Source organism: Paracoccus indicus, from assembly GCF_003056335.1.
Classification (GTDB): domain Bacteria; phylum Pseudomonadota; class Alphaproteobacteria; order Rhodobacterales; family Rhodobacteraceae; genus Paracoccus; species Paracoccus indicus.
In genome coordinates, this window is record NZ_PYWA01000005.1 from 268,909 (window position 1) to 286,146 (window position 17,238).

17 protein-coding genes are annotated in these 17,238 nt (G+C 66.0%); 8 read left to right on the forward strand and 9 right to left on the reverse strand.

Features of this window, described 5'->3' with window-relative positions; genetic code table 11:
• Window positions 1-92 precede the first annotated feature (92 nt).
• The 6 genes from DDE75_RS10500 to DDE75_RS10525 are packed head-to-tail and all read left to right on the forward strand — an operon-like array spanning window position 93 to window position 5,691.
• On the forward strand, window positions 93-1,052 hold the full coding sequence (locus tag DDE75_RS10500) for a Bug family tripartite tricarboxylate transporter substrate binding protein (protein WP_108502320.1): 960 nt from the start codon (window positions 93-95) through the stop codon (window positions 1,050-1,052).
• A complete protein-coding gene (locus DDE75_RS10505; RefSeq protein WP_211659329.1) occupies window positions 1,049-1,492 on the forward strand; it encodes a tripartite tricarboxylate transporter TctB family protein in 444 nt (147 codons plus the stop codon). The genes DDE75_RS10500 and DDE75_RS10505 overlap by 4 nt, the downstream gene beginning before the upstream one ends.
• A 4-nt stretch (window positions 1,493-1,496) precedes the next feature.
• Window positions 1,497-3,023, forward strand: coding sequence for a tripartite tricarboxylate transporter permease (locus DDE75_RS10510; RefSeq protein WP_108502321.1), 1,527 nt, complete (start codon window positions 1,497-1,499; stop codon window positions 3,021-3,023).
• A gap of 1 nt (window position 3,024) precedes the next feature.
• Complete coding sequence (locus DDE75_RS10515) at window positions 3,025-4,374, forward strand: acyclic terpene utilization AtuA family protein (protein WP_108502322.1); 1,350 nt, start codon at window positions 3,025-3,027, stop codon at window positions 4,372-4,374.
• On the forward strand, window positions 4,371-4,670 hold the full coding sequence (locus DDE75_RS10520) for a DUF4387 domain-containing protein (RefSeq protein WP_108502323.1): 300 nt from the start codon (window positions 4,371-4,373) through the stop codon (window positions 4,668-4,670). Before DDE75_RS10515 ends, DDE75_RS10520 begins: the two co-directional genes overlap by 4 nt.
• Complete coding sequence (locus tag DDE75_RS10525; protein WP_245894696.1) at window positions 4,663-5,691, forward strand: AbrB family transcriptional regulator; 1,029 nt, start codon at window positions 4,663-4,665, stop codon at window positions 5,689-5,691. The genes DDE75_RS10520 and DDE75_RS10525 overlap by 8 nt, the downstream gene beginning before the upstream one ends.
• On the opposite strand, the gene doeB is transcribed toward DDE75_RS10525, so the two are convergent.
• The 9 genes from doeB to ehuR all read right to left on the reverse strand — a co-directional run bounded on the left by doeB (window position 5,688) and on the right by ehuR (window position 15,081).
• A complete protein-coding gene (doeB, locus tag DDE75_RS10530; protein WP_108502324.1) occupies window positions 5,688-6,677 on the reverse strand; it encodes a N(2)-acetyl-L-2,4-diaminobutanoate deacetylase DoeB in 990 nt (329 codons plus the stop codon). The genes DDE75_RS10525 and doeB overlap by 4 nt on opposite strands.
• Window positions 6,674-7,870: an ectoine hydrolase DoeA gene (gene doeA, locus DDE75_RS10535; RefSeq protein WP_108502325.1), complete on the reverse strand. Its 1,197-nt coding sequence runs from the start codon at window positions 7,868-7,870 to the stop codon at window positions 6,674-6,676. The genes doeB and doeA overlap by 4 nt, the downstream gene beginning before the upstream one ends.
• The gene (locus DDE75_RS10540; protein ID WP_108502326.1) at window positions 7,871-8,839 is read right to left on the reverse strand and encodes a cyclodeaminase; all 969 of its coding nucleotides are present in this window, start codon (window positions 8,837-8,839) and stop codon (window positions 7,871-7,873) included.
• The gene (gene eutB / locus DDE75_RS10545) at window positions 8,836-9,789 is read right to left on the reverse strand and encodes a hydroxyectoine utilization dehydratase EutB (RefSeq protein ID WP_108502327.1); all 954 of its coding nucleotides are present in this window, start codon (window positions 9,787-9,789) and stop codon (window positions 8,836-8,838) included. Before eutB ends, DDE75_RS10540 begins: the two co-directional genes overlap by 4 nt.
• Complete coding sequence (locus tag DDE75_RS10550) at window positions 9,783-10,478, reverse strand: maleate cis-trans isomerase family protein (protein ID WP_162798979.1); 696 nt, start codon at window positions 10,476-10,478, stop codon at window positions 9,783-9,785. Before DDE75_RS10550 ends, eutB begins: the two co-directional genes overlap by 7 nt.
• Window positions 10,478-11,773, reverse strand: coding sequence for a TRAP transporter large permease (locus tag DDE75_RS10555; protein WP_108502329.1), 1,296 nt, complete (start codon window positions 11,771-11,773; stop codon window positions 10,478-10,480). Before DDE75_RS10555 ends, DDE75_RS10550 begins: the two co-directional genes overlap by 1 nt.
• Window positions 11,770-12,369: a TRAP transporter small permease gene (locus DDE75_RS10560; protein WP_108502407.1), complete on the reverse strand. Its 600-nt coding sequence runs from the start codon at window positions 12,367-12,369 to the stop codon at window positions 11,770-11,772. Before DDE75_RS10560 ends, DDE75_RS10555 begins: the two co-directional genes overlap by 4 nt.
• Window positions 12,370-12,510: 141 nt before the next feature.
• On the reverse strand, window positions 12,511-13,521 hold the full coding sequence (locus DDE75_RS10565) for a TRAP transporter substrate-binding protein (protein ID WP_108502330.1): 1,011 nt from the start codon (window positions 13,519-13,521) through the stop codon (window positions 12,511-12,513).
• Between the two features lie 159 nt (window positions 13,522-13,680).
• Window positions 13,681-15,081, reverse strand: a complete 1,401-nt coding sequence (ehuR, locus tag DDE75_RS10570) for a MocR-like ectoine utilization transcription factor EhuR (protein WP_162798980.1) — start codon at window positions 15,079-15,081, stop codon at window positions 13,681-13,683.
• 73 nt (window positions 15,082-15,154) lie between these two features.
• Between ehuR and DDE75_RS10575 the strand changes: the two genes are divergently transcribed.
• Both DDE75_RS10575 and DDE75_RS10580 read left to right on the forward strand, forming a co-directional pair.
• The gene (locus DDE75_RS10575; protein ID WP_108502408.1) at window positions 15,155-15,643 is read left to right on the forward strand and encodes an Lrp/AsnC family transcriptional regulator; all 489 of its coding nucleotides are present in this window, start codon (window positions 15,155-15,157) and stop codon (window positions 15,641-15,643) included.
• 120 nt (window positions 15,644-15,763) lie between these two features.
• Complete coding sequence (locus DDE75_RS10580) at window positions 15,764-17,218, forward strand: NAD-dependent succinate-semialdehyde dehydrogenase (RefSeq protein WP_108502332.1); 1,455 nt, start codon at window positions 15,764-15,766, stop codon at window positions 17,216-17,218.
• Window positions 17,219-17,238 lie beyond the last annotated feature (20 nt).

Genomic DNA, 17,238 nt, shown 5'->3' on the forward strand with positions numbered 1-17,238 from the left:
GGCAGGTGGTGACAGGTTCGTGTCAGCTTTTCAGCAAAACCTGAACCCCGCAAGCCCGCCCAAAAGCAGGCGGGCCAGTCTGGGAGGACAGCATGAAAAATTGGACCCGCGCGGCAACCGCCGCATTGATGATGACCGTCGCAGCCCCGGCCATGGCCGAGGAATGCATCGCCCCCGCCAACCCCGGCGGTGGCTGGGACTTCACCTGCCGCCAGATCGGCCGGATCATGACCGAACTGGGACTGGTGCCGAACATGGTGCAGGTCACGAACCTGGCCGGTGCCGGTGGCGGCGTCGCCTTCACCCAGGTCGTCAGCAAGCGCAGCGACGACCCGTCGGTCTTCGTGGCGGCATCCTCGGCCACGACCACGCGTCTGGCGCAGAACGCCTTCGCGGGTGCGACCGCCGATCAGGTGCGTTGGGTCGGCTCCATCGGTGGCGATCCCGGCGTGATCGTCGTGGCCAAGGACAGCCCCTATCAGAACCTCAACGACCTGATCGACGCGGTGAAGGAAGACCCCTCGCAGGTGGCTTTCGCGGGCGGTTCGGCAGTGGGCGGCTTCGACCACCTGAAGGTGCTGATGACGCTGGACAAGGCGGGCTTCGATGACGCCAAGGCGGTCAAATACATCGGCTTGGACGGCGGCGCGGATGCGATCACCCAGACGGTCGGTGGCTTTGCGCAGGCGATGACAGGCGACATGTCCGAAATCACCGGCTTCATCAAGTCGGGCGACGTGCGCCCCGTGGCCGTCCTGTCGGAAGAACGGGTCGAGGGCTTCGAGGATGTCCCCACCGCCAAGGAACAGGGCGTCGACATCGTCGCCATGAACTGGCGCGGCATCTATGTCCCCAAGGACATCAGCGATGAAGATTACCAGAAATGGGTCGACATGCTGGGCAAGGTCGCCGAATCCGAACAGTGGCAGACCGTCATGACCGAAAACGGCCTGGCCCCCTATACGGTCCTGGGCGCCGATTTCCAGACCTTCGTCGATGAGAACATCGCCGAGATCCAGCAGGTCTCGAAAGAGATCGGTATTCTGCAATGATCAAGGGTGACCGCATCTTCGGAGCGTTCATGATGGTCGTGGCGTTGGGGTATATCCTCAACGCCCGCGGCATTCAGACCAGCTTCATGTCCGATCCGGTCGGTCCGCGGCTGTTTCCCTATCTGGTCGGCGCGGTGGTGATGATCGCCGCGCTGGTCATGGTCCTGCGCCCCGACCCCGACGAGGAATGGCCCGCAGGCCCGATGGTCGGACAGCTGGGTTTGGCGCTGGCGGTGCTGGCGGGCTATGCCTATGCCATCACGCCCCTTGGCTTCCTGATCCCGACGGCCATCGCGGCGGGGGTCCTCAGCTGGCAGATCGGCGGCAATCCGCGGCGCTCCGTGCTGGCTGGTGTCGGGTTGTCGGTCGGGCTGTTCTTGTTGTTCCGCGTCCTTCTGGGACTGGGTCTGAAGGCGCTTCCCGCCGGAATGGGGTTCTGAAATCATGGATACGCTTGCAAATCTGGCGATGGGGATGTCCATCGCCCTGACGCCCTATACGCTGCTGCTGGCCGTGATCGGCTGCTTCGTGGGGACCATCATCGGCGCGCTTCCGGGCCTTGGCCCGTCGAACGGCGTGGCGCTGCTGATCCCGATCTCATTCTCGATGGGGCTGGACGCGGTGTCCGCGCTGGTCCTGCTGACCTCGGTCTATTACGGGGCGATGTATGGCGGGCGGATCAGCTCGATCCTGCTGAACATTCCGGGCGACGAACCGGCGATGATGACGACGCTGGACGGCTATCCCATGGCGCGTCAGGGCAAGGCCGCCGAGGCGCTGGTCGTCTCGGGCGTCGCCTCCTTCGTGGGTGCCTTTCTGGCAACCGTGGGCCTGATGATCTTCGCGCCCTACCTGGCGCGCGTCGCCTATCAGTTCGGGCCTGCGGAGTATTTCGCGCTGTACATGCTGGCCTTCTGCACGCTTGGCGGCATCGGATCGACCAACCAGGCCAAGGCGGCCATGTCGGCGGCCATCGGTCTGGGCATTGCCATGATCGGTTTGGACAAGACCACCGGCATGCCGCGCTTCACCTTCGGTGAACTGCACCTGATGGACGGCGTCGATTTCCTTGTGGCCATCGTCGGCCTGTTCGCCGTGGCCGAGATCTTCCACTTCATCGAAAGCCACGGCAAGGACAGTGCCATCAGCGTCAAGCTGGGCAAGATCCTGGTGCCGTGGAGGATGCTGCGCCAGACCAGCGGCGCGATGCTGCGTGGCACGGGCATCGGCTTTGTCGCGGGCGTCCTGCCGGGTGCGGGTGCCTCGCTTGGGTCGTTCCTGGCCTATATGGCGGAAAAATCCGTCGCCAAGGACAAGGCCAGCTTCGGCCGCGGCAACCCAAAGGGCGTCGCCGCCCCCGAGGCCGGCAACAACGCCGCCGCCGGCGGTGCGCTGGTCCCGATGCTGACGCTTGGCGTTCCGGGTTCGGGCACCACCGCCGTCCTGCTGGCGCTGCTGCTGACGCTGAACATCACCCCCGGTCCGCTGCTGTTCGCCGAGCGCCCCGAGATCGTCTGGTCGCTGATCGCGTCCTTGCTGATCGCCAACGTCGTGCTGCTGGTGATGAACGTGCCGATGGTCAAGGTCTTCGTGCGCATCCTGTCGGTGCCCGCATGGGTGCTGTTGCCGGGCGTGACGATGATCGCCTTCGTGGGGATCTATTCGCTGACCGGATCCAGCTTCGACATGCTGATGATGGTGGCCTTCGGGGTCTTGGGCTATGTCATGCGCAAGCTGGGCATGCCGACCGTTCCGGTCATCCTGGGCATCCTTCTGGGCAACGCGATGGAGGACAACCTGCGCCGCGCCATGGTCCTGTCGAACGGCGATTGGACATATCTGTTCAGCTCTCCGATCGCTATCGGCTTGTGGACGGCGGCGGTTCTTGGTTTCGTGGCGCCGATCTTCCTGCGCCGCCTGCTGAAAAAGCCGGCCATGCCCGAAACCGATCCGACCCTGAACGAGGATTGACATGACCACACGCGTGCTGGTGCCCTCGGGCGTCCTGGGCCTGGGTTTCGACCGTGAAGCTCTTGCCCGGGGTGTCGCGATGGCCCCCGACATTATCTGCATCGACGGAGGGTCCACCGACAGTGGGCCCTTCAGCCTTGGCGCGGGCCAGTCGAAATATTCCCGCGCCGCCACGAAATCCGAATGGCGCAGCCTGATGCAGGCGCGCGCCGAACTGGGCGTTCCCCTGGTCATCGGCACCGCGGGCACCTGCGGGACGGATGCGACGGTGGACTGGATGTTCGACATCACCGCCGAGCTGGCCACCGAGTTGGGCCAGTCCCTGACCGTGGTGCGCGTCTATTCCGACCAGCCCGCCGACCGGGTCGCCACCGCCCATGCCGCGGGCCAGGTCACCCCCCTGACCCCTGCCCCCGATTTCGCGCTTGATGGCCTGACGAACATCGTGGCGCTGGCGGGCGTCGAACAGATCCAGACGGCGCTGGCGCTTGGGGCCGATATCGTCATAGCGGGGCGCACCACCGATACGGCGACCATCGCCGCCCTGCCCTTGGCGCGCGGCGATGCTGCCGGTCCGGCCTGGCATGGCGCCAAGATCGCGGAATGCGGGGCGCTGTGTTCGACGAACCCGACCTCGGGCGTGATCATGGTCGATTTCGACGATACGGGCTTTACCGTCCAGCCGCTGGCCGAAGGTGCGTTCTGCACGCCCCATTCCGTGTCGGCGCATATGCTTTACGAGAACTCGGATCCGTTCTGCCTTCATGAACCGGGCGGATACCTGGACGTGACGGGCGCGCGCTATACCGCGCTGGACGCCCGCCGCGTCCGGGTCGAGGGGTCGAAATGGGTCCCTGCCCCCTATACCGTGAAACTGGAAGGCGCGCGCATCGCGGGATACCAGACGACCATTCTGGCGGTTCTGCGCAACGCCCATTACGTCGAAAACGCCCAAGCCTGGGTGGACCGGCTGACCGGCTTCCTGCACGCCGAGATCGCCACCCGCATGGGTCTGTCGCAGGTTGATTACGACCTGCAATTCCGCCTGATGGGAGTCGACGCCACCCTCGGCGCCCTGGAAAACCGCCAAGGCAGCCCGGTCGAGGTCGGCGTCCTTGGCATCGTCACCGCCCGCGGTCAGGCGCAGGCATCCGAAATCGGCAAGCTGATCAACCCCTTCGTCCTGCACTATCCCCTGACGGATGATGAGGAACTGCCGACTTTCGCCTTCCCCTTTTCCCCCGCGACCACCGATCGCGGCGCGCTTTACGAATTTGCGCTGAACCACGTGATGGCGCTGGACGACCCGATGTCGGCCTTTCGCCTGACCAAGACGAAGGTGACCCCATGACCCTTGGCGATCTTGTCCTGAAAGTCCGGTCCAAGAACGCTGGCCCCTTCTGGGTGACCATCGACATCTTCTGCGACCGCGCCGATGTCTTCGACCGCCTCTCGGCGCAGTTGCGAACCGCCGACGTCGCGGCGCTTTACGGCGTGCCGCCGGAAGGGCTGAAGCGCTTCGACATCCCCGATCTGCGGGTCATCAAGTTCAGCCTGCCGCGCCCTGTCGTGCAGGGATCCGTCCATGACCGCGACATGCATGGCGCCCAATATGCCGCCCTGCTGGAAGAACTGAACCTTGACTAGACCACGGATCCTGACCTTCGGCGCGGGCCTTGCGGGGGCCGCGCTGTTTCTTCTGCTGGGACTGCCGCTGCCTTTCCTGTTGGGACCGATGCTGGGCTGCCTGATCGTGGCGCTGTCGGGCGCCCGCATGCAGGGCGCGGGACAGTTCGGCGTCTTCATGCGGACCTTTCTGGGCGTCGCGGTGGGCGCATCGATCACGCCGCAGGTGCTGGGCGGACTGCCCGCGATCGCCGGGTCGCTGGCGATGGTGCCGCTGTTCATCGGGTTGATCGCGCTGGTCGGCTATCCGCTGCTGCGGTTTGCCTTCGGCTTCGACCACCCGACCGCATGGTATGCGGCCATGCCCGGCGGGCTGCAGGACATGCTGGTCTTTGGCGAGGAAGCGGGCGGCGACGTGCGCGCCCTGTCGCTGATCCATGCGACGCGCATCCTGGTCATCGTCACGGTCGCGCCGCTGATCATGACGCTTTACTGGCAGGTGGATCTGTCGCAGCCACCCGGCGCGCCGATGTCATCGCTGCCCTGGTGGCAGATCGGGCTGATGGTCGTGGCGGGGCTGGTCGGATGGAAGGGCGGCGAGCGGATCGGGCTGTTCGGCGCATCGATCCTGGGGCCGATGATCCTGACCGCCGCCCTGTCGCTGTCAGGCATCATCCAGAGCCGCCCCCCGGCCGAGATCATCCAGGCCGCGCAATTCTTCATCGGCATCGCGGTCGGGGCGAAATACGCAGGGATAACCGCCCGCGAACTGCGCGTCGACGTGACGGCGGGGCTGGTCTATGCGCTGATCCTTGCGATCATCAGCCTGATCTTTCTGGAAAGCATCCACCTGATGCATCTGGCCCCCGCGCTGGACGCCTTCCTGGCCTTCCTGCCCGGCGGTCAGGCCGAGATGGTCATCATCGCCATCATCGCAGGCGCCGATCTGGCCTATGTGGTCAGCCACCACATCCTTCGGATCCTGATCGTGATCCTGCTGGCGCCCATCGTGTCGCGTCTGTTCGGGAAAAGGGGGCGCTAGGCCCCCTTGACCGCGATCACCGCCGCGCAATCGCCAGTCTGGATCAACCCCGGAAAATGCCGCGCGGCAATGATGCCGCCGCGATTGGCGGTGATGACCACGGATTCGACCCCGGTGCGGTCGGGCGCCCAGATCTGCGCGATGGGCTGGCCCGCCGTCACCGCATCGCCCAGATCCGCCAAGGGCTGCATCAGCCCGTCGCGGGTGGCGAAGTGGAAGCAGTCATCCCCCGGCATGTCCAGCCAGATGCTGTCCACCTGGGGAACCTCGCCCGCCAGGATGCCTGCGTGACGCAGCAGGTTGCGTGCGCCATCGATGGCGATCTGGGCGCTGCGGGCCGTGGCGGTGCCGCCGCCGCCAAGCTCGGTCGTGACGAATGTCTTGCCCTGGCTTTCGACCGAGGTGTCGAACATGCCGACCGCGTCAATCTCCAGCATCATCATCGAATAGGGCGCGCCAAAGGCACGGACACCCGCCACGCAGGCGGCCTGCTGGGTCTTGTCGTCCAGATAATGCGCCGCCGCATAGGGCAGGAAGTCCAGCGTCTTGCCGCCCGAGTGGTAATCCAGCACGACATCCGCCATGGGCACCAGCACATCGTTGAAATAGCTGGCGATCTTCTGGCTGACGCTGCCCTTGGGGTCGCCCGGAAAGGCGCGGTTCAGGTTCACCTGATCGATGGGGCTGACCCGCGTGCCCGCCCGGAACGCCGGATAGTTCATATAGGGCGCGATGATGACGCGCCCCGTGATCTGGGCAGGGTCCAGATCCCATGCCAGTTGTTGCAAGGCGATGGGGCCTTCGTATTCGTCGCCGTGATTGCCCCCGGTCAGCAGGGCCGTCGGGCCTTCGCCATTGGCAATGACGGTGATGGGGATCATCACGCTGCCCCATGCGCTGTCGTTGCGGGAATAGGGCAGGCGCAGGAAGCCGTGGTGCTTGCCCATGCCGTCCAGCGGGATGGTCGGAACGATGGGATGGGTCATGACTTGACCAGCATCCGGCGCGGGATGTTGCAGAAGAGCTCGGGCTCCCTTTCGGTGATGACGATGGATTCGGTCGTCTCGTAACCCCAGTTGTCCATCCAGAGGCCGGTCATGAAGTGGAAGGTCATGCCGGGCTTCAGTTCCGTCCGGTCCCCGCGGCGCAGCGACATGGTGCGTTCGCCCCAGTCGGGCGGATAGGACAGGCCGATCGGGTATCCGGTGCGGTTGTCCTTGACGATGCCATAGCGGTCCAGAACGGTGAAGAAGGCATTGGCGATGTCTTCGCAGGTGTTGCCCGCGGTGGCGGCGGCAAGGCCGACCTCCATCCCCTCCAGCACGGCCTTTTCGGCGTCCAGCATCTCCTGCGGCGGGGTGCCGAGGAAGATCGTGCGCGACAGCGGGACGTGGTAACGCTGATAACAGCCCGCGATCTCGAAGAAGGTGCCCTCGTCCAGCTTCATCGGCTGGTCGTCCCATGTCAGATGGGGCGCGGCGGCATCGGGACCCGATGGCAGCAGTGGCACGATGGCCGGGTAGTCGCCGCCATGCTGGGACCATTCGTCATAGCGCAGCCCCGCGTCATAGATCTCGGCCACCAGATCGCATTTGCGCATGCCGACCTCGATCCGGTCGGCGATGCGGCGGTGCATGCGTTCCACGATCCGCGCGGCCTTGCGCATATAGGCCAGTTCCTTGGGCGTCTTGATCGCGCGCTGCCAGTTCACCAGCCCCGTGGCGTCCAGGATCTGCGCGTCGGGCAGACCGGCCGAAAGGCGCTGATGGGCTTTGGCGGTGTACCAATAGTTGTCCATCTCGACGCCGATGAAGCCGGTGTGCCAGCCCTTGTCGGCCAGCGTCGCCCAGAGGTAATCCATCGGGTGGCGGTCCACCGACTGCACGTAATGGTCGGGATAGCCGATGATGTGATCGTCGCTCATCCAGACGGTGCGCAGCGCGCCTTGGGCGTCCTGCCCGCGCCCGAACCAGATCGGTGCGCCGGTCGGGCCCACGATCACGCATTGGTGGACATAGAACGACCAGCCGTCATAGCCGGTCAGCCACGCCATGTTCGACGGATCGCTGACGATCAGCATGTCGAGGCCCAGCTTTTCCATGCTGGCACGGGTCTTGCGCAGACGCTCCTCGTATTCCGCGGTCGAGAAGCGTTCCGGTGTCCTTTGCAGTTCTGGCATTCACGTGTCTTTCGAAAACGCGGCAAGCGCGTGGGTGGCAATCGCGGTATCCTGCGCACCGGTGCCGGTCAGATCGCAGATGGTGATCTGGTCGGGGCTGGTGCGACCGGGATGGGTTCGGGCGATGATCTGTCCCAGCTCGGGGACGCGGGCATCGACGTCATAGGTCTTCGCCTCGAAGGCGGCGCGCAATTCGCCCATCAGGCGGGTCTGGCTGGCGCGGTCGGCGACATAGAGGTCGGCGCGATCCAGGCAATGCGGGTCCAGCTCGTTCTTGCCGGGCTGGTCGCTGCCCATGGCTGTCACATGCATGCCGGGGCGCAGCCATGCGGCGCGGAAGATCGGCTCGGTCGCGGGGGTGGTGGTGACGACGATATCGGCAAGGCCCGCGGCCTCGGCCGGATCGGCGGTGGCATGGACGCGCATGTCTGGGCCGTCCAACTCGGCGGCAAGTGCCTGCGCGCGGGTCGTGTCGCGGGCCCAGATGACCGCGCGGTCGATGGGGCGCACCAGCCGCAGCGCCTGCAGCTGCAATCGCGCCTGCAGCCCCGCGCCGAAGATCGCCGCACGGGTGGCATCGGGCCGCGCCAGATGACGCGCGGCCACGCCCCCCGCCGCCGCCGTGCGGATGTCGGTCAGATAACCGTTGTCCAGCAGCACCGCCCGCACCCGCCCCGTCTGCGCGTCCAGCACCGCCATCATGCCGCTGGTCGAGGGCAGCCCCTTCGCCGGATTGTCGAAGAAGCCGGGCGAAATCTTGACCGCAAAGCCCGCCAGACCGGGGACATAGGCGGTCTTGATATCCACCTCTCCGTTCACCTCGGGCAGATGCATGGAAAGGACCGGCGGCATGACGACGCCGCCTTCGGCCAGACCGCGAAAGGCCTTTTCCACGACGTCGATGATATCCCGGTCCAGATGAATGCGCTGGCGCAGCTGTTGTTCGGTCAGGACCAGGATATCCGTCATGGGGTGCCCTTCATGATCTCAGCGTGGCGGAGGGGGTCGATGTTTTCGCCCGACAGGATCAGCACCAGCGGGCCGTCATCGGCCCTCAGGCGCCCTGCAAGGATCGCGCCCGCGCAGACGGCGGCGGCGCCCTCGACGACATGGCCGTCGCGGGCCAGATGGCGCAGACCCTCGGCGATCTGATCCTCGGTCAGCAGGATCAGGTCGTCCATCAGGTCGCGGACCATCGCGAAGGTCAGGCGGTTCTTCAGCCCGATGCCGCCGCCAAGGCTGTCGGCCAGCGTGGGCAGTTCGGGGATCTCGATCGGGTGGCCGACATCGAGGCTGGCGGCCATGGCCGCGCCGCGCTGCATGCTGATGCCGACGATGCGGATATCGGGGCGCAGCGCCTTGGCGGCCGCTGCGACACCAGCCAGCAAACCGCCGCCCGAGAGGGGCACGGCAATGGTCGCGGCATCGGGGATCTGGTCCAGGATCTCCAACCCCAGAGTGCCCTGCCCCGCGATGACATCGGGATGGTCGAAGGGCGGGATCAGGGCGAAGCCTTCCTCGCGCTGCAGGCGGACGGCCTCAAGGAAAGCCTCATCCTGGCTGTCGCCGATGATGCGCGCCTCGGCGCCCAGTTCGGTGATGGCGTCCAGCTTGTTCTGCGGCACGAGGCGCGACATGCAGATGATGGCGGGAATGCCCTTGGCCCGTGCCGCATGGGCCAGCGCCCGCCCGTGGTTCCCGGTCGAGGCCGTCGTGACCCCCGCCACCTTGCCCACGCGCGCGACCGCATTCGTCGCCCCGCGCAGCTTGAAGGCCCCCGTCGCCTGCCGGTATTCGCATTTCAGCCAGACCGGCCCACCCGCGATCTGCGACAGCGAGGGGGATGCCTGAAACGGCGTGATCCGCAGCTGGTCGCCGATGCGGTCGCGGGCCGCCATGATGTCCTCCAGCGTCACCATGTGCGGCAGCGAAACAGCGCACCCGGCCCGGCGGCGGGGACCTGCGCCTGATCCAGCATCGCCCAGAACAGCGACTGGTTCGAGGTGATGACGGGCTTGCCCAATTCCGCCTCGATCCGGTCGATCAGGCCAAGGGCGGGCAGCGCGGTGCAGGACATGAACAGCGCCTGCGCCTGCGGGTGATCGCTTTCCAGCGCCATCTGCATGATCGCATCGGCCCCAAGCCTTGCCATGTCGCGGTCGTCGGCGTGGTTCATCGAACTGCGGCGGACGACCTCGATGCCGTGTCGCTGGAAGTAATCACCCACCAGGTCGGTCGTCGCCGCCAGATAGGGCGTCATCAGCGCCAGCCGCGTCACCCCAAGTGCCGCGAACCCGCGCAGGGCGGCGGATGTCGGCGTCACCAGCGGCGCGCGGTCGTCCAGCAGATCGCCGATCCCCGGCCCCAAGACTGCCGAGGCCGAGGTGCAGCCGAAGCCGATCGCCTCCAGGTCCACCCCCGGCACCAGCAGATCCGCTGCCGCCCGCAGGCGGGGGCCGGTGTTGCGCAGGTTCTCTTCGGTCGTGGGGTTGTCGAAGGCGATGCGGGTGACATGCAGCTGGGTGCCCCAAGGCATCAGCCGCGCGGCATCGCCCTCGATCGTCATGTCGGTGGCAAGGGCCACCAGTCCGAAACGGCGCAGCGCCATCATGCACCCCCTTCCGCGAAGGCCAGATCACGCAGGAACAGCGCGATCTGCGGGAAGAAGATCAACGCGACGGCCACGGCCAGAAGGATGGCGATGAAGGGGGGCGTGCCCTTGATCACCTCAAGGTAGGGGCGCTTGAAGACCGCGATGGCCGTGAAGATGTCGCAGCCGAAAGGTGGCGTCGCACTGCCGATGGCGACCTGCAGGGTGATGATCGTGCCGACCAGCACCGGGTCCAGCCCGACCGATTGTACGACGGGCGAAAAGATCGGCACAAGGATCAGGATGACCACGATGGGATCGACGAACATGCAGCCCACGAAGAAGGCGATCGAGATCGTGAACAGCACCCCGTAAGGCCCCATCCCGTCGATGCCGATGCCGCCCAGGATCGCCTGCGGGATCTGCGCGAAGCTGATGACATAGCTGAAGGCCGTGCCCGCGCCGACCAGGATGAAGACCACCGCCGTGATCAGCCCCGTCGATTTGGCGGTCGCGTAAAGCTGCTTCATGCTGAGTTCGCGGAAAACCACCAGCTCCAGCAGCAGAGCGTAAAGCACGCAGGCCGCCGCAGCCTCGGTCGGGGAAAAGATGCCGCCATAGATGCCGCCGATGATGATGACCGGAAAGCCCAGGGGCCACAGCGCGCGGCGCACGGCGCGGAAGCGTTCGGACCAGCTGGCCGGTTCCTCGGTCGGGACGTTGTGGCGGACGGCATAGATATAGGCATAGATCGAGAACAGCAGCAGGATCAGCAGCCCCGGCCCGATGCCCGCGATGAACAGTTCCGAAATCGAGGTGCCGGACACGACGCCATAGATGATCATGCCGATGGACGGCGGGATCAGGAAGGCGATGTCGGAGGCGTTGATGATCAGGGCCAGCGAGAAGCTGTCGCTGTAGCCCGCCTTCAGAAGGCGCGGGCGCAGCGGGCCGCCGACGGCCACGACCGTGGCCTGCGTTGACCCCGAGACCGCGCCGAACATCGTGCAGGCACCGGCGGTGGAAATGGCCAGCCCGCCCCTCATGTGGCCCAGAAAGGCCATGACCAGATCGATCAGCCGTTCGGCCGATTGCCCGCGCGTCATCAGGTCGGCGGCGAAGATGAACATCGGCACGGCGATCAGGCTGGCGGGCTGGATGCCCGCGATGACCTGCTGGACCAGCGTTTCCAGCTGGCCAAGCCCGCCGAAGAGGCCCACGAAGCCGACCATCGATCCGATGATCAGCGGCACCATCATCGGAAAGCCCAGCAGAAGCAGGACGACCATCGTCCCCAGGATTGCAGCGGTCATTGATCGGGCGCCTTTTCATCCGGGACGTCGGAATATCCGTCGCGCGTGCTTGTGGACAGCCAGATGCCGTCGTTGGTCAGGTTCTTCAGCGCCGTCAGCAGGTATTGCAGGCCGGTCAAGAAAAAGCCCAAGGGCGCCCAGACCAGTATCCACCAGTTCGGGATCTGCAGCGCGGGCAGCACCCTGCCCCGTCCCGCCTGCGTGATGACATAGGTCAGCGCGAACCAGGCCAGCAGCAGCATCAGTGCGCCGGTCAGGCCCGCGATGATCGCCATGCCGTACTTGCGGCCCTTGGTCGGCAGCGCGTCGAAGAAGGCCGACATGCGGATGTGGCGGCCATGCCGCGCCGCATAGGAAATGCCCGCGAAGGTGATCAGCACGATCAGCGCCTGGTTCACCTCCTCCGAGAAATAGAGGGATCGTCCGAAGACATAGCGGCCCACCACATTGGCGACCGTGTTCAGCGCCATCAGCAGCACGCCTGCGGCCAGAAGGACCGCCTCGAGCCGCGCGATGGCGGCATCCACATGCCCCAGGGGGCCGGGAAGTCCGGAGTCGTATTGTGAATCGTCGATATCGTTGTCGAGCACCGGCATTTCCGCTGCGGCCAGAACGTCGGGATCCGGTTCGGGGGGTGTCGTCTTGGCCTGCATGGCTGCTTGTCCTGCCGATAAACCGCGTGGGGTCTTCATGGGCGAACCGGCCCCGCGACGGAGGCCGGTTCGGTGGCGCGGTTCTTACTTGGCGCCTGCGGCTTCAAGATCGGCCTTCATCTGGTCCAGCAGCTCCTGCGCACGCGGGCCACCGATTTCCAGGAAGGTCTTCTCGACCTGCTCGGCGGTGTCGCGGAAGGGGGCGCGCTGTTCCTCGGACAGTTCGGTCACGGTGATCTCGGGCTTGGCTTCCTTGATCATTTCCAGGGACTTCTCGGTCAGACCCTGCTGGTATTCGATGATCGTGTCGAAGGCCGCGTCGGCGGCGTCGCGGACCATCTTCTTGTCCTCATCCGACAGGCCGTCGAAGAATTCCTGGTTGGCCATCAGCGCGGTGGTGAAGTTGTTGTGGCCAAGACGCGTGATGTGGTCGGTGACCTCGTACATGCGGGTGGATTCGATGAAGAAGGCCGGGTTTTCCTGACCGTCGATGATGCCGGTCTGCAGGCCGCCATAAACCTCGCCCCAAGGCAGAGGCGTCGGCGTCGCGCCGAAGGCCTTGTAGCTTTCGACCAGCAGCGGGTTGGTCATGACGCGGACCTTGACGTCGCCCAGATCGTCGGGACCCTCGACCGGCTCTTTCGTGGTCAGCATGACCTCGCCCTCGGGGTACATCTTCAGCAGTTCCAGACCCTGTTCGGCATAAAGCTCGGGGAAGATCTCGTTGATGGCCTTGCTGTCGCGGAAGAAGGTCGCAAGCGTTTCCTCGTCCTGGGGCAGCAGGTAGGGCACGAAGAAGACCTGCGCCTCGGGGATCAGCGACCCGGTGAAGCCGGGCGACTGGTTTACGAACTGCAGGATGCCCGATTGGGTCTGTTCCATGATGTTGTCGGATTCACCAAGTGTGCCGAAGGGGAACAGCTGGACCTCGTGGTCGGAATTGGCCTCGACCTCTTCCTTGAATTTCTGGGCATAGACGCCCTGCACCTCGTCCAGAGCCTCCTCGAAGGCATAGCGCCACGTATCGGCCATGGCGGCGCCGCTTCCCAGAACCAGGGCTGCGATGCTGGCGGTCGTCAATGTCTTGATGGTCATGGTACCTCCTGTGGTGGACAATCGTGGGCCAACGGCCCCGCTGCCTCAAAGTTGCAGGATTCGGGCCTAATTGCCCGACCCGGCTTGCGCCGAGAGTTCGGCCCAAGCGATTTCCAAGTCAATTTCTATATTAAATCATGACAATTCCCGGCCGGGGTGTCAAACCGACTGCCCGTCGACCGTGCCTTCGGCCAGCGAACCGCCGGGAAGAATTGCACAAATCTGCCGCAGCGCGCGGTCCAGTTCGTCGGTGGTCGCCCCCCCGACCGAGATGCGCAGCCCCGGCCCCGAGGGCAGCACCGCGAACCCCGACCCGGGCGCCACGGCCACCTGACGCGCCAGGGCGGCGGCGACCACCGCGGCCTCATCCGTGCCGGCGGGAAGCGGCAGGAACCGGTGCAAGCCGTGCTGGAAGCCCTGCGCCATCGGCCCCAGGCTGCGCTGCATCATGCGGTTGCGGGCGGCCAGCTCGACCCGCTGCGCGGCCAGCAGGGCATCGGCGGTGCCGCCGGCGATCCAGTCCTGTGCGATCTCGGCCATCAAGGGCGTCGCCATCCAGTTCATCGACAGATGGCGGTTCAGCGCGGCCTCTGCCCAGTTTTCAGGCATCGCAAGAAACCCGAGGCGCAACCCCGGCGACAGGCATTTGGACAGCCCGGTGAAATAGAAGCTGCGGTCCGGTGCGATACTGGCGATGGGGGCGGGGCGACGCGGGGGCATGGGGCCGGTCGGATCGCTTTCCAGGATCATCAGACCGGCGGTGGCGGCGGCCTCGGCCAGTTCGGCGCGGCGGTCGCGGTCGATGATGCGGGCAAAGGGCCCGCCGCCCGCGGGCAGCAGGAAGACCGCCTTCATCCGCCCGCCCGAGGCCGCGGCGGCGGCGATCAGGGCGTCCGGGTCCATGCCCCGGTCGTCGCCCGCGATCCCGCGCAGCCGCAAGTGCAGATGCTTGGCCGCGGGCTTCAGCGTGTGGCAGGTCGAGCTTTCGGTCGCGATGATGTCGCCCGGCTGCGCCACCGTCATCAGCGCCACGAACATCGCGGGCGTCGTGCCGTTGGTGATCAGGATGCGCTGCGCGGGCACCACCATGCCGCAGCGGGCCAGCCATCCCGCCGCCATCCCGCCGTAAAGCGACATGGTCTGGCGCGGGCGGAAGGACAGCATCGCGGAATCGGGCAGCCGGTCCGCCAGCCGCATCATGCTGTCGCGCCAGGCATCCGCGATGATCGGCAGGCGCACGGGCGTCATCATCGACAGGTCGATCGGCGGACGGTCGGTGGGGGCGCGGAACCACGGCACCTCGATCGTCTCGCGCGGGCCGGATTTCACGAAGCTGCCCCGCCCCACCTCGCCCGAGATCAGGTCGGCGCGGATCAGCTCCTCATAGGCGCGGCTGACGGTCTGGACGCTGACGCCCAGCTGCCAGGCCAGGTCGCGATGCGGCGGCAGCCGCTGTCCGGGGCGCAGGCTGCCCGCGTCGATGGCGGCGGCGATCCCTTGGGCCAGGCTGCGATAGGCCGGGCGGGTAATATCCTGTTTTCTCAGTGGCCAATGGGACATGCAGACAGGATTGCAGCCCCCGCCCATGCTTGTCCAGATTGACAATCGACAAAGGCGCGGAAAGAACCGTGCCATGACCCCAGCACGCCCCGAACTGCGCCTCGACGACCGCGACATCGCAATCCTTGCGGTTCTGTCGCGCGAAGGCCGCATCGCCAAGACCGCCCTGGCGGCGCGGGTGAACCTGTCGCCAACCCCCTGCTGGGACCGGATGCAGCGGCTGGAGAAAGCCGGGCTGATCCGCGGATACCGCGCCGATATCAGCCTTGGCGCCTTGGGCAAGCACGTGCAGGTCTTCGTGACGGTCGAGCTGGACAGCCACCGCGCCGAAAGCTTCCAGACCTTCGAACGCGTGATCGCGCGGATGGATCAGGTCACCGGCTGCTGGGCCATCGGGGGTGGCTATGACTATCTGATGCAGGTCGTGGCCAGCGATGTTGCGGCGTTTCAGGACCTGATGGACGGGCTGCTGGAAAGCCGCGCGGGTGTGCGGCGGTATTTCAGCTATATCGTGACGAAGCCCGTCAAGGACATGCCCCCCGCCACGGCCTTGCTGCCGTAAGCGGAGGATTCCTCTGGCACGGCATGCCCGCCCCGAGGAATCCTCTGCCCCGCGCCCGATCTTCAGGGAAATCACCTGCCCGGCCCAGGTCACATTGGCGCCAAGCCAAGGAGGTGCGCCATGTTTGACGATCAAAGCCGACTGTCCGAGCGTCTGGACGATGCGGGCCTGTTGCCTGCCGCAGGCGATTTCCCCGCCGAAGGGCGTCTGGCCGTCCGCGACCCCGCCACCGGCGATCTGGTGGCACAGGTCGCCATCAGCGATGCGAACGGCGCGAAGGCTGCCGTCGATGCCGCCCAGGCCGCCTTTCCCGATTGGTCCGCCACCCTGCCCCAGCACCGCGCCGCGATCCTGCATCGCTGGCACGCGCTGATCCTTGCCGCCAAGGAGGATCTGGCGCGCATCATGGTCGCCGAACAGGGCAAGCCCATCAGCGAGGCACGAGGCGAGATCGACTATGCCGCCAGCTTCGTGCAGTTCTATGCCGAGGAGGCGTTGCGCCCGAACATCGAAGGCGTGACCAGCCATCTGGCCGATGCCGAGATGGAATTGTGGCGCGAACCCGTGGGCGTCGCAGCCCTGATAACGCCGTGGAATTTCCCCTGTGCCATGATCACCCGCAAGGCCGCCGCCGCCTTGGGCGCGGGCTGCACGGTGGTGATCCACCCATCGGCGGAAACGCCGCTGTCGGCGCTGGCGCTGGCGGTTCTGGCGCAGCGGGCCGGTTTCCCTGCGGGCGTCGTCAACACGATCATCGGCGATGCCGCGACCATCGTCGGCGAATGGACCGCCGACAAACGCGTGCGGGCGCTGTCCTTCACCGGGTCCACCGAAGTCGGTCGGCTGCTCTATCGTCAATCCGCCGACACCGTGAAGCGGCTGGTGATGGAGCTTGGCGGTCATGCCCCCTTCATCGTCTTCCCAAGCGCCGATCTGGACCGCGCTGTGACCGAGGCCGTGAAGGCGAAATTCGCCACATCCGGGCAGGATTGCCTGGGGGCGAACCGCTTCTATATCCACCGCGATGTCTATGACGACTTCTGCGCGCGCTTCACCAAGGCGACACAGGCGCTGAGCATGGGCCACGGCATGGACGACCCCGATATCGGCCCGCTGATCCACGACCGCCAGATCGACAAGCAGGTCGCCCATGTGCAGGACGCGCTGGCCAAGGGGGCGCGGCTGCTGTGCGGGGGCAAGGTCGACGATCTGGGGCCGCTGTTCTTCCAGCCGACCGTGCTGGCCGATGTCACCGACGAGGCGGCGATCATGCATGAAGAAACCTTCGGACCCGTCGCCGCTCTCTCGGTCTTCGACACCGAAGAAGAAGTCATCGAGCGTGCCAATGCCTCCGAATACGGGCTGGTGGCCTATGTCCACAGCCAGGACCCGCGGCGGATCTATCGCCTGACGCGGGCGTTGCAATACGGCATGGTCGCCGTGAACCGCACCAAGGTCACGGGCGCGCCTATCCCCTTCGGGGGGATGAAACAATCCGGTCTGGGACGCGAGGGCGCCCGTCAGGGCCTCGAGGCCTTTACCGAGATCAAATATGTCTGCCGCGACTGGGGCTGAAGAACCGGGGATGAAAGGAA

What these genes read in the sequence shown, in the direction of transcription:
- DDE75_RS10500 (WP_108502320.1), top strand. Translation starts at nt 93, where the DNA reads ATGAAAAATTGGACCCGCGCGGCAACCGCCGCATTGATGATGACCGTC.
- DDE75_RS10505 (WP_211659329.1), top strand. Translation starts at nt 1,049, where the DNA reads ATGATCAAGGGTGACCGCATCTTCGGAGCGTTCATGATGGTCGTGGCG.
- DDE75_RS10510 (WP_108502321.1), top strand. Translation starts at nt 1,497, where the DNA reads ATGGATACGCTTGCAAATCTGGCGATGGGGATGTCCATCGCCCTGACG.
- DDE75_RS10515 (WP_108502322.1), top strand. Translation starts at nt 3,025, where the DNA reads ATGACCACACGCGTGCTGGTGCCCTCGGGCGTCCTGGGCCTGGGTTTC.
- DDE75_RS10520 (WP_108502323.1), top strand. Translation starts at nt 4,371, where the DNA reads ATGACCCTTGGCGATCTTGTCCTGAAAGTCCGGTCCAAGAACGCTGGC.
- doeB (WP_108502324.1), bottom strand. Translation starts at nt 6,677, where the DNA reads ATGACCCATCCCATCGTTCCGACCATCCCGCTGGACGGCATGGGCAAG.
- doeA (WP_108502325.1), bottom strand. Translation starts at nt 7,870, where the DNA reads ATGCCAGAACTGCAAAGGACACCGGAACGCTTCTCGACCGCGGAATAC.
- DDE75_RS10540 (WP_108502326.1), bottom strand. Translation starts at nt 8,839, where the DNA reads ATGACGGATATCCTGGTCCTGACCGAACAACAGCTGCGCCAGCGCATT.
- eutB (WP_108502327.1), bottom strand. Translation starts at nt 9,789, where the DNA reads ATGGTGACGCTGGAGGACATCATGGCGGCCCGCGACCGCATCGGCGAC.
- DDE75_RS10550 (WP_162798979.1), bottom strand. Translation starts at nt 10,478, where the DNA reads ATGGCGCTGCGCCGTTTCGGACTGGTGGCCCTTGCCACCGACATGACG.
- DDE75_RS10555 (WP_108502329.1), bottom strand. Translation starts at nt 11,773, where the DNA reads ATGACCGCTGCAATCCTGGGGACGATGGTCGTCCTGCTTCTGCTGGGC.
- DDE75_RS10560 (WP_108502407.1), bottom strand. Translation starts at nt 12,369, where the DNA reads ATGCCGGTGCTCGACAACGATATCGACGATTCACAATACGACTCCGGA.
- DDE75_RS10565 (WP_108502330.1), bottom strand. Translation starts at nt 13,521, where the DNA reads ATGACCATCAAGACATTGACGACCGCCAGCATCGCAGCCCTGGTTCTG.
- ehuR (WP_162798980.1), bottom strand. Translation starts at nt 15,081, where the DNA reads ATGTCCCATTGGCCACTGAGAAAACAGGATATTACCCGCCCGGCCTAT.
- DDE75_RS10575 (WP_108502408.1), top strand. Translation starts at nt 15,155, where the DNA reads ATGACCCCAGCACGCCCCGAACTGCGCCTCGACGACCGCGACATCGCA.
- DDE75_RS10580 (WP_108502332.1), top strand. Translation starts at nt 15,764, where the DNA reads ATGTTTGACGATCAAAGCCGACTGTCCGAGCGTCTGGACGATGCGGGC.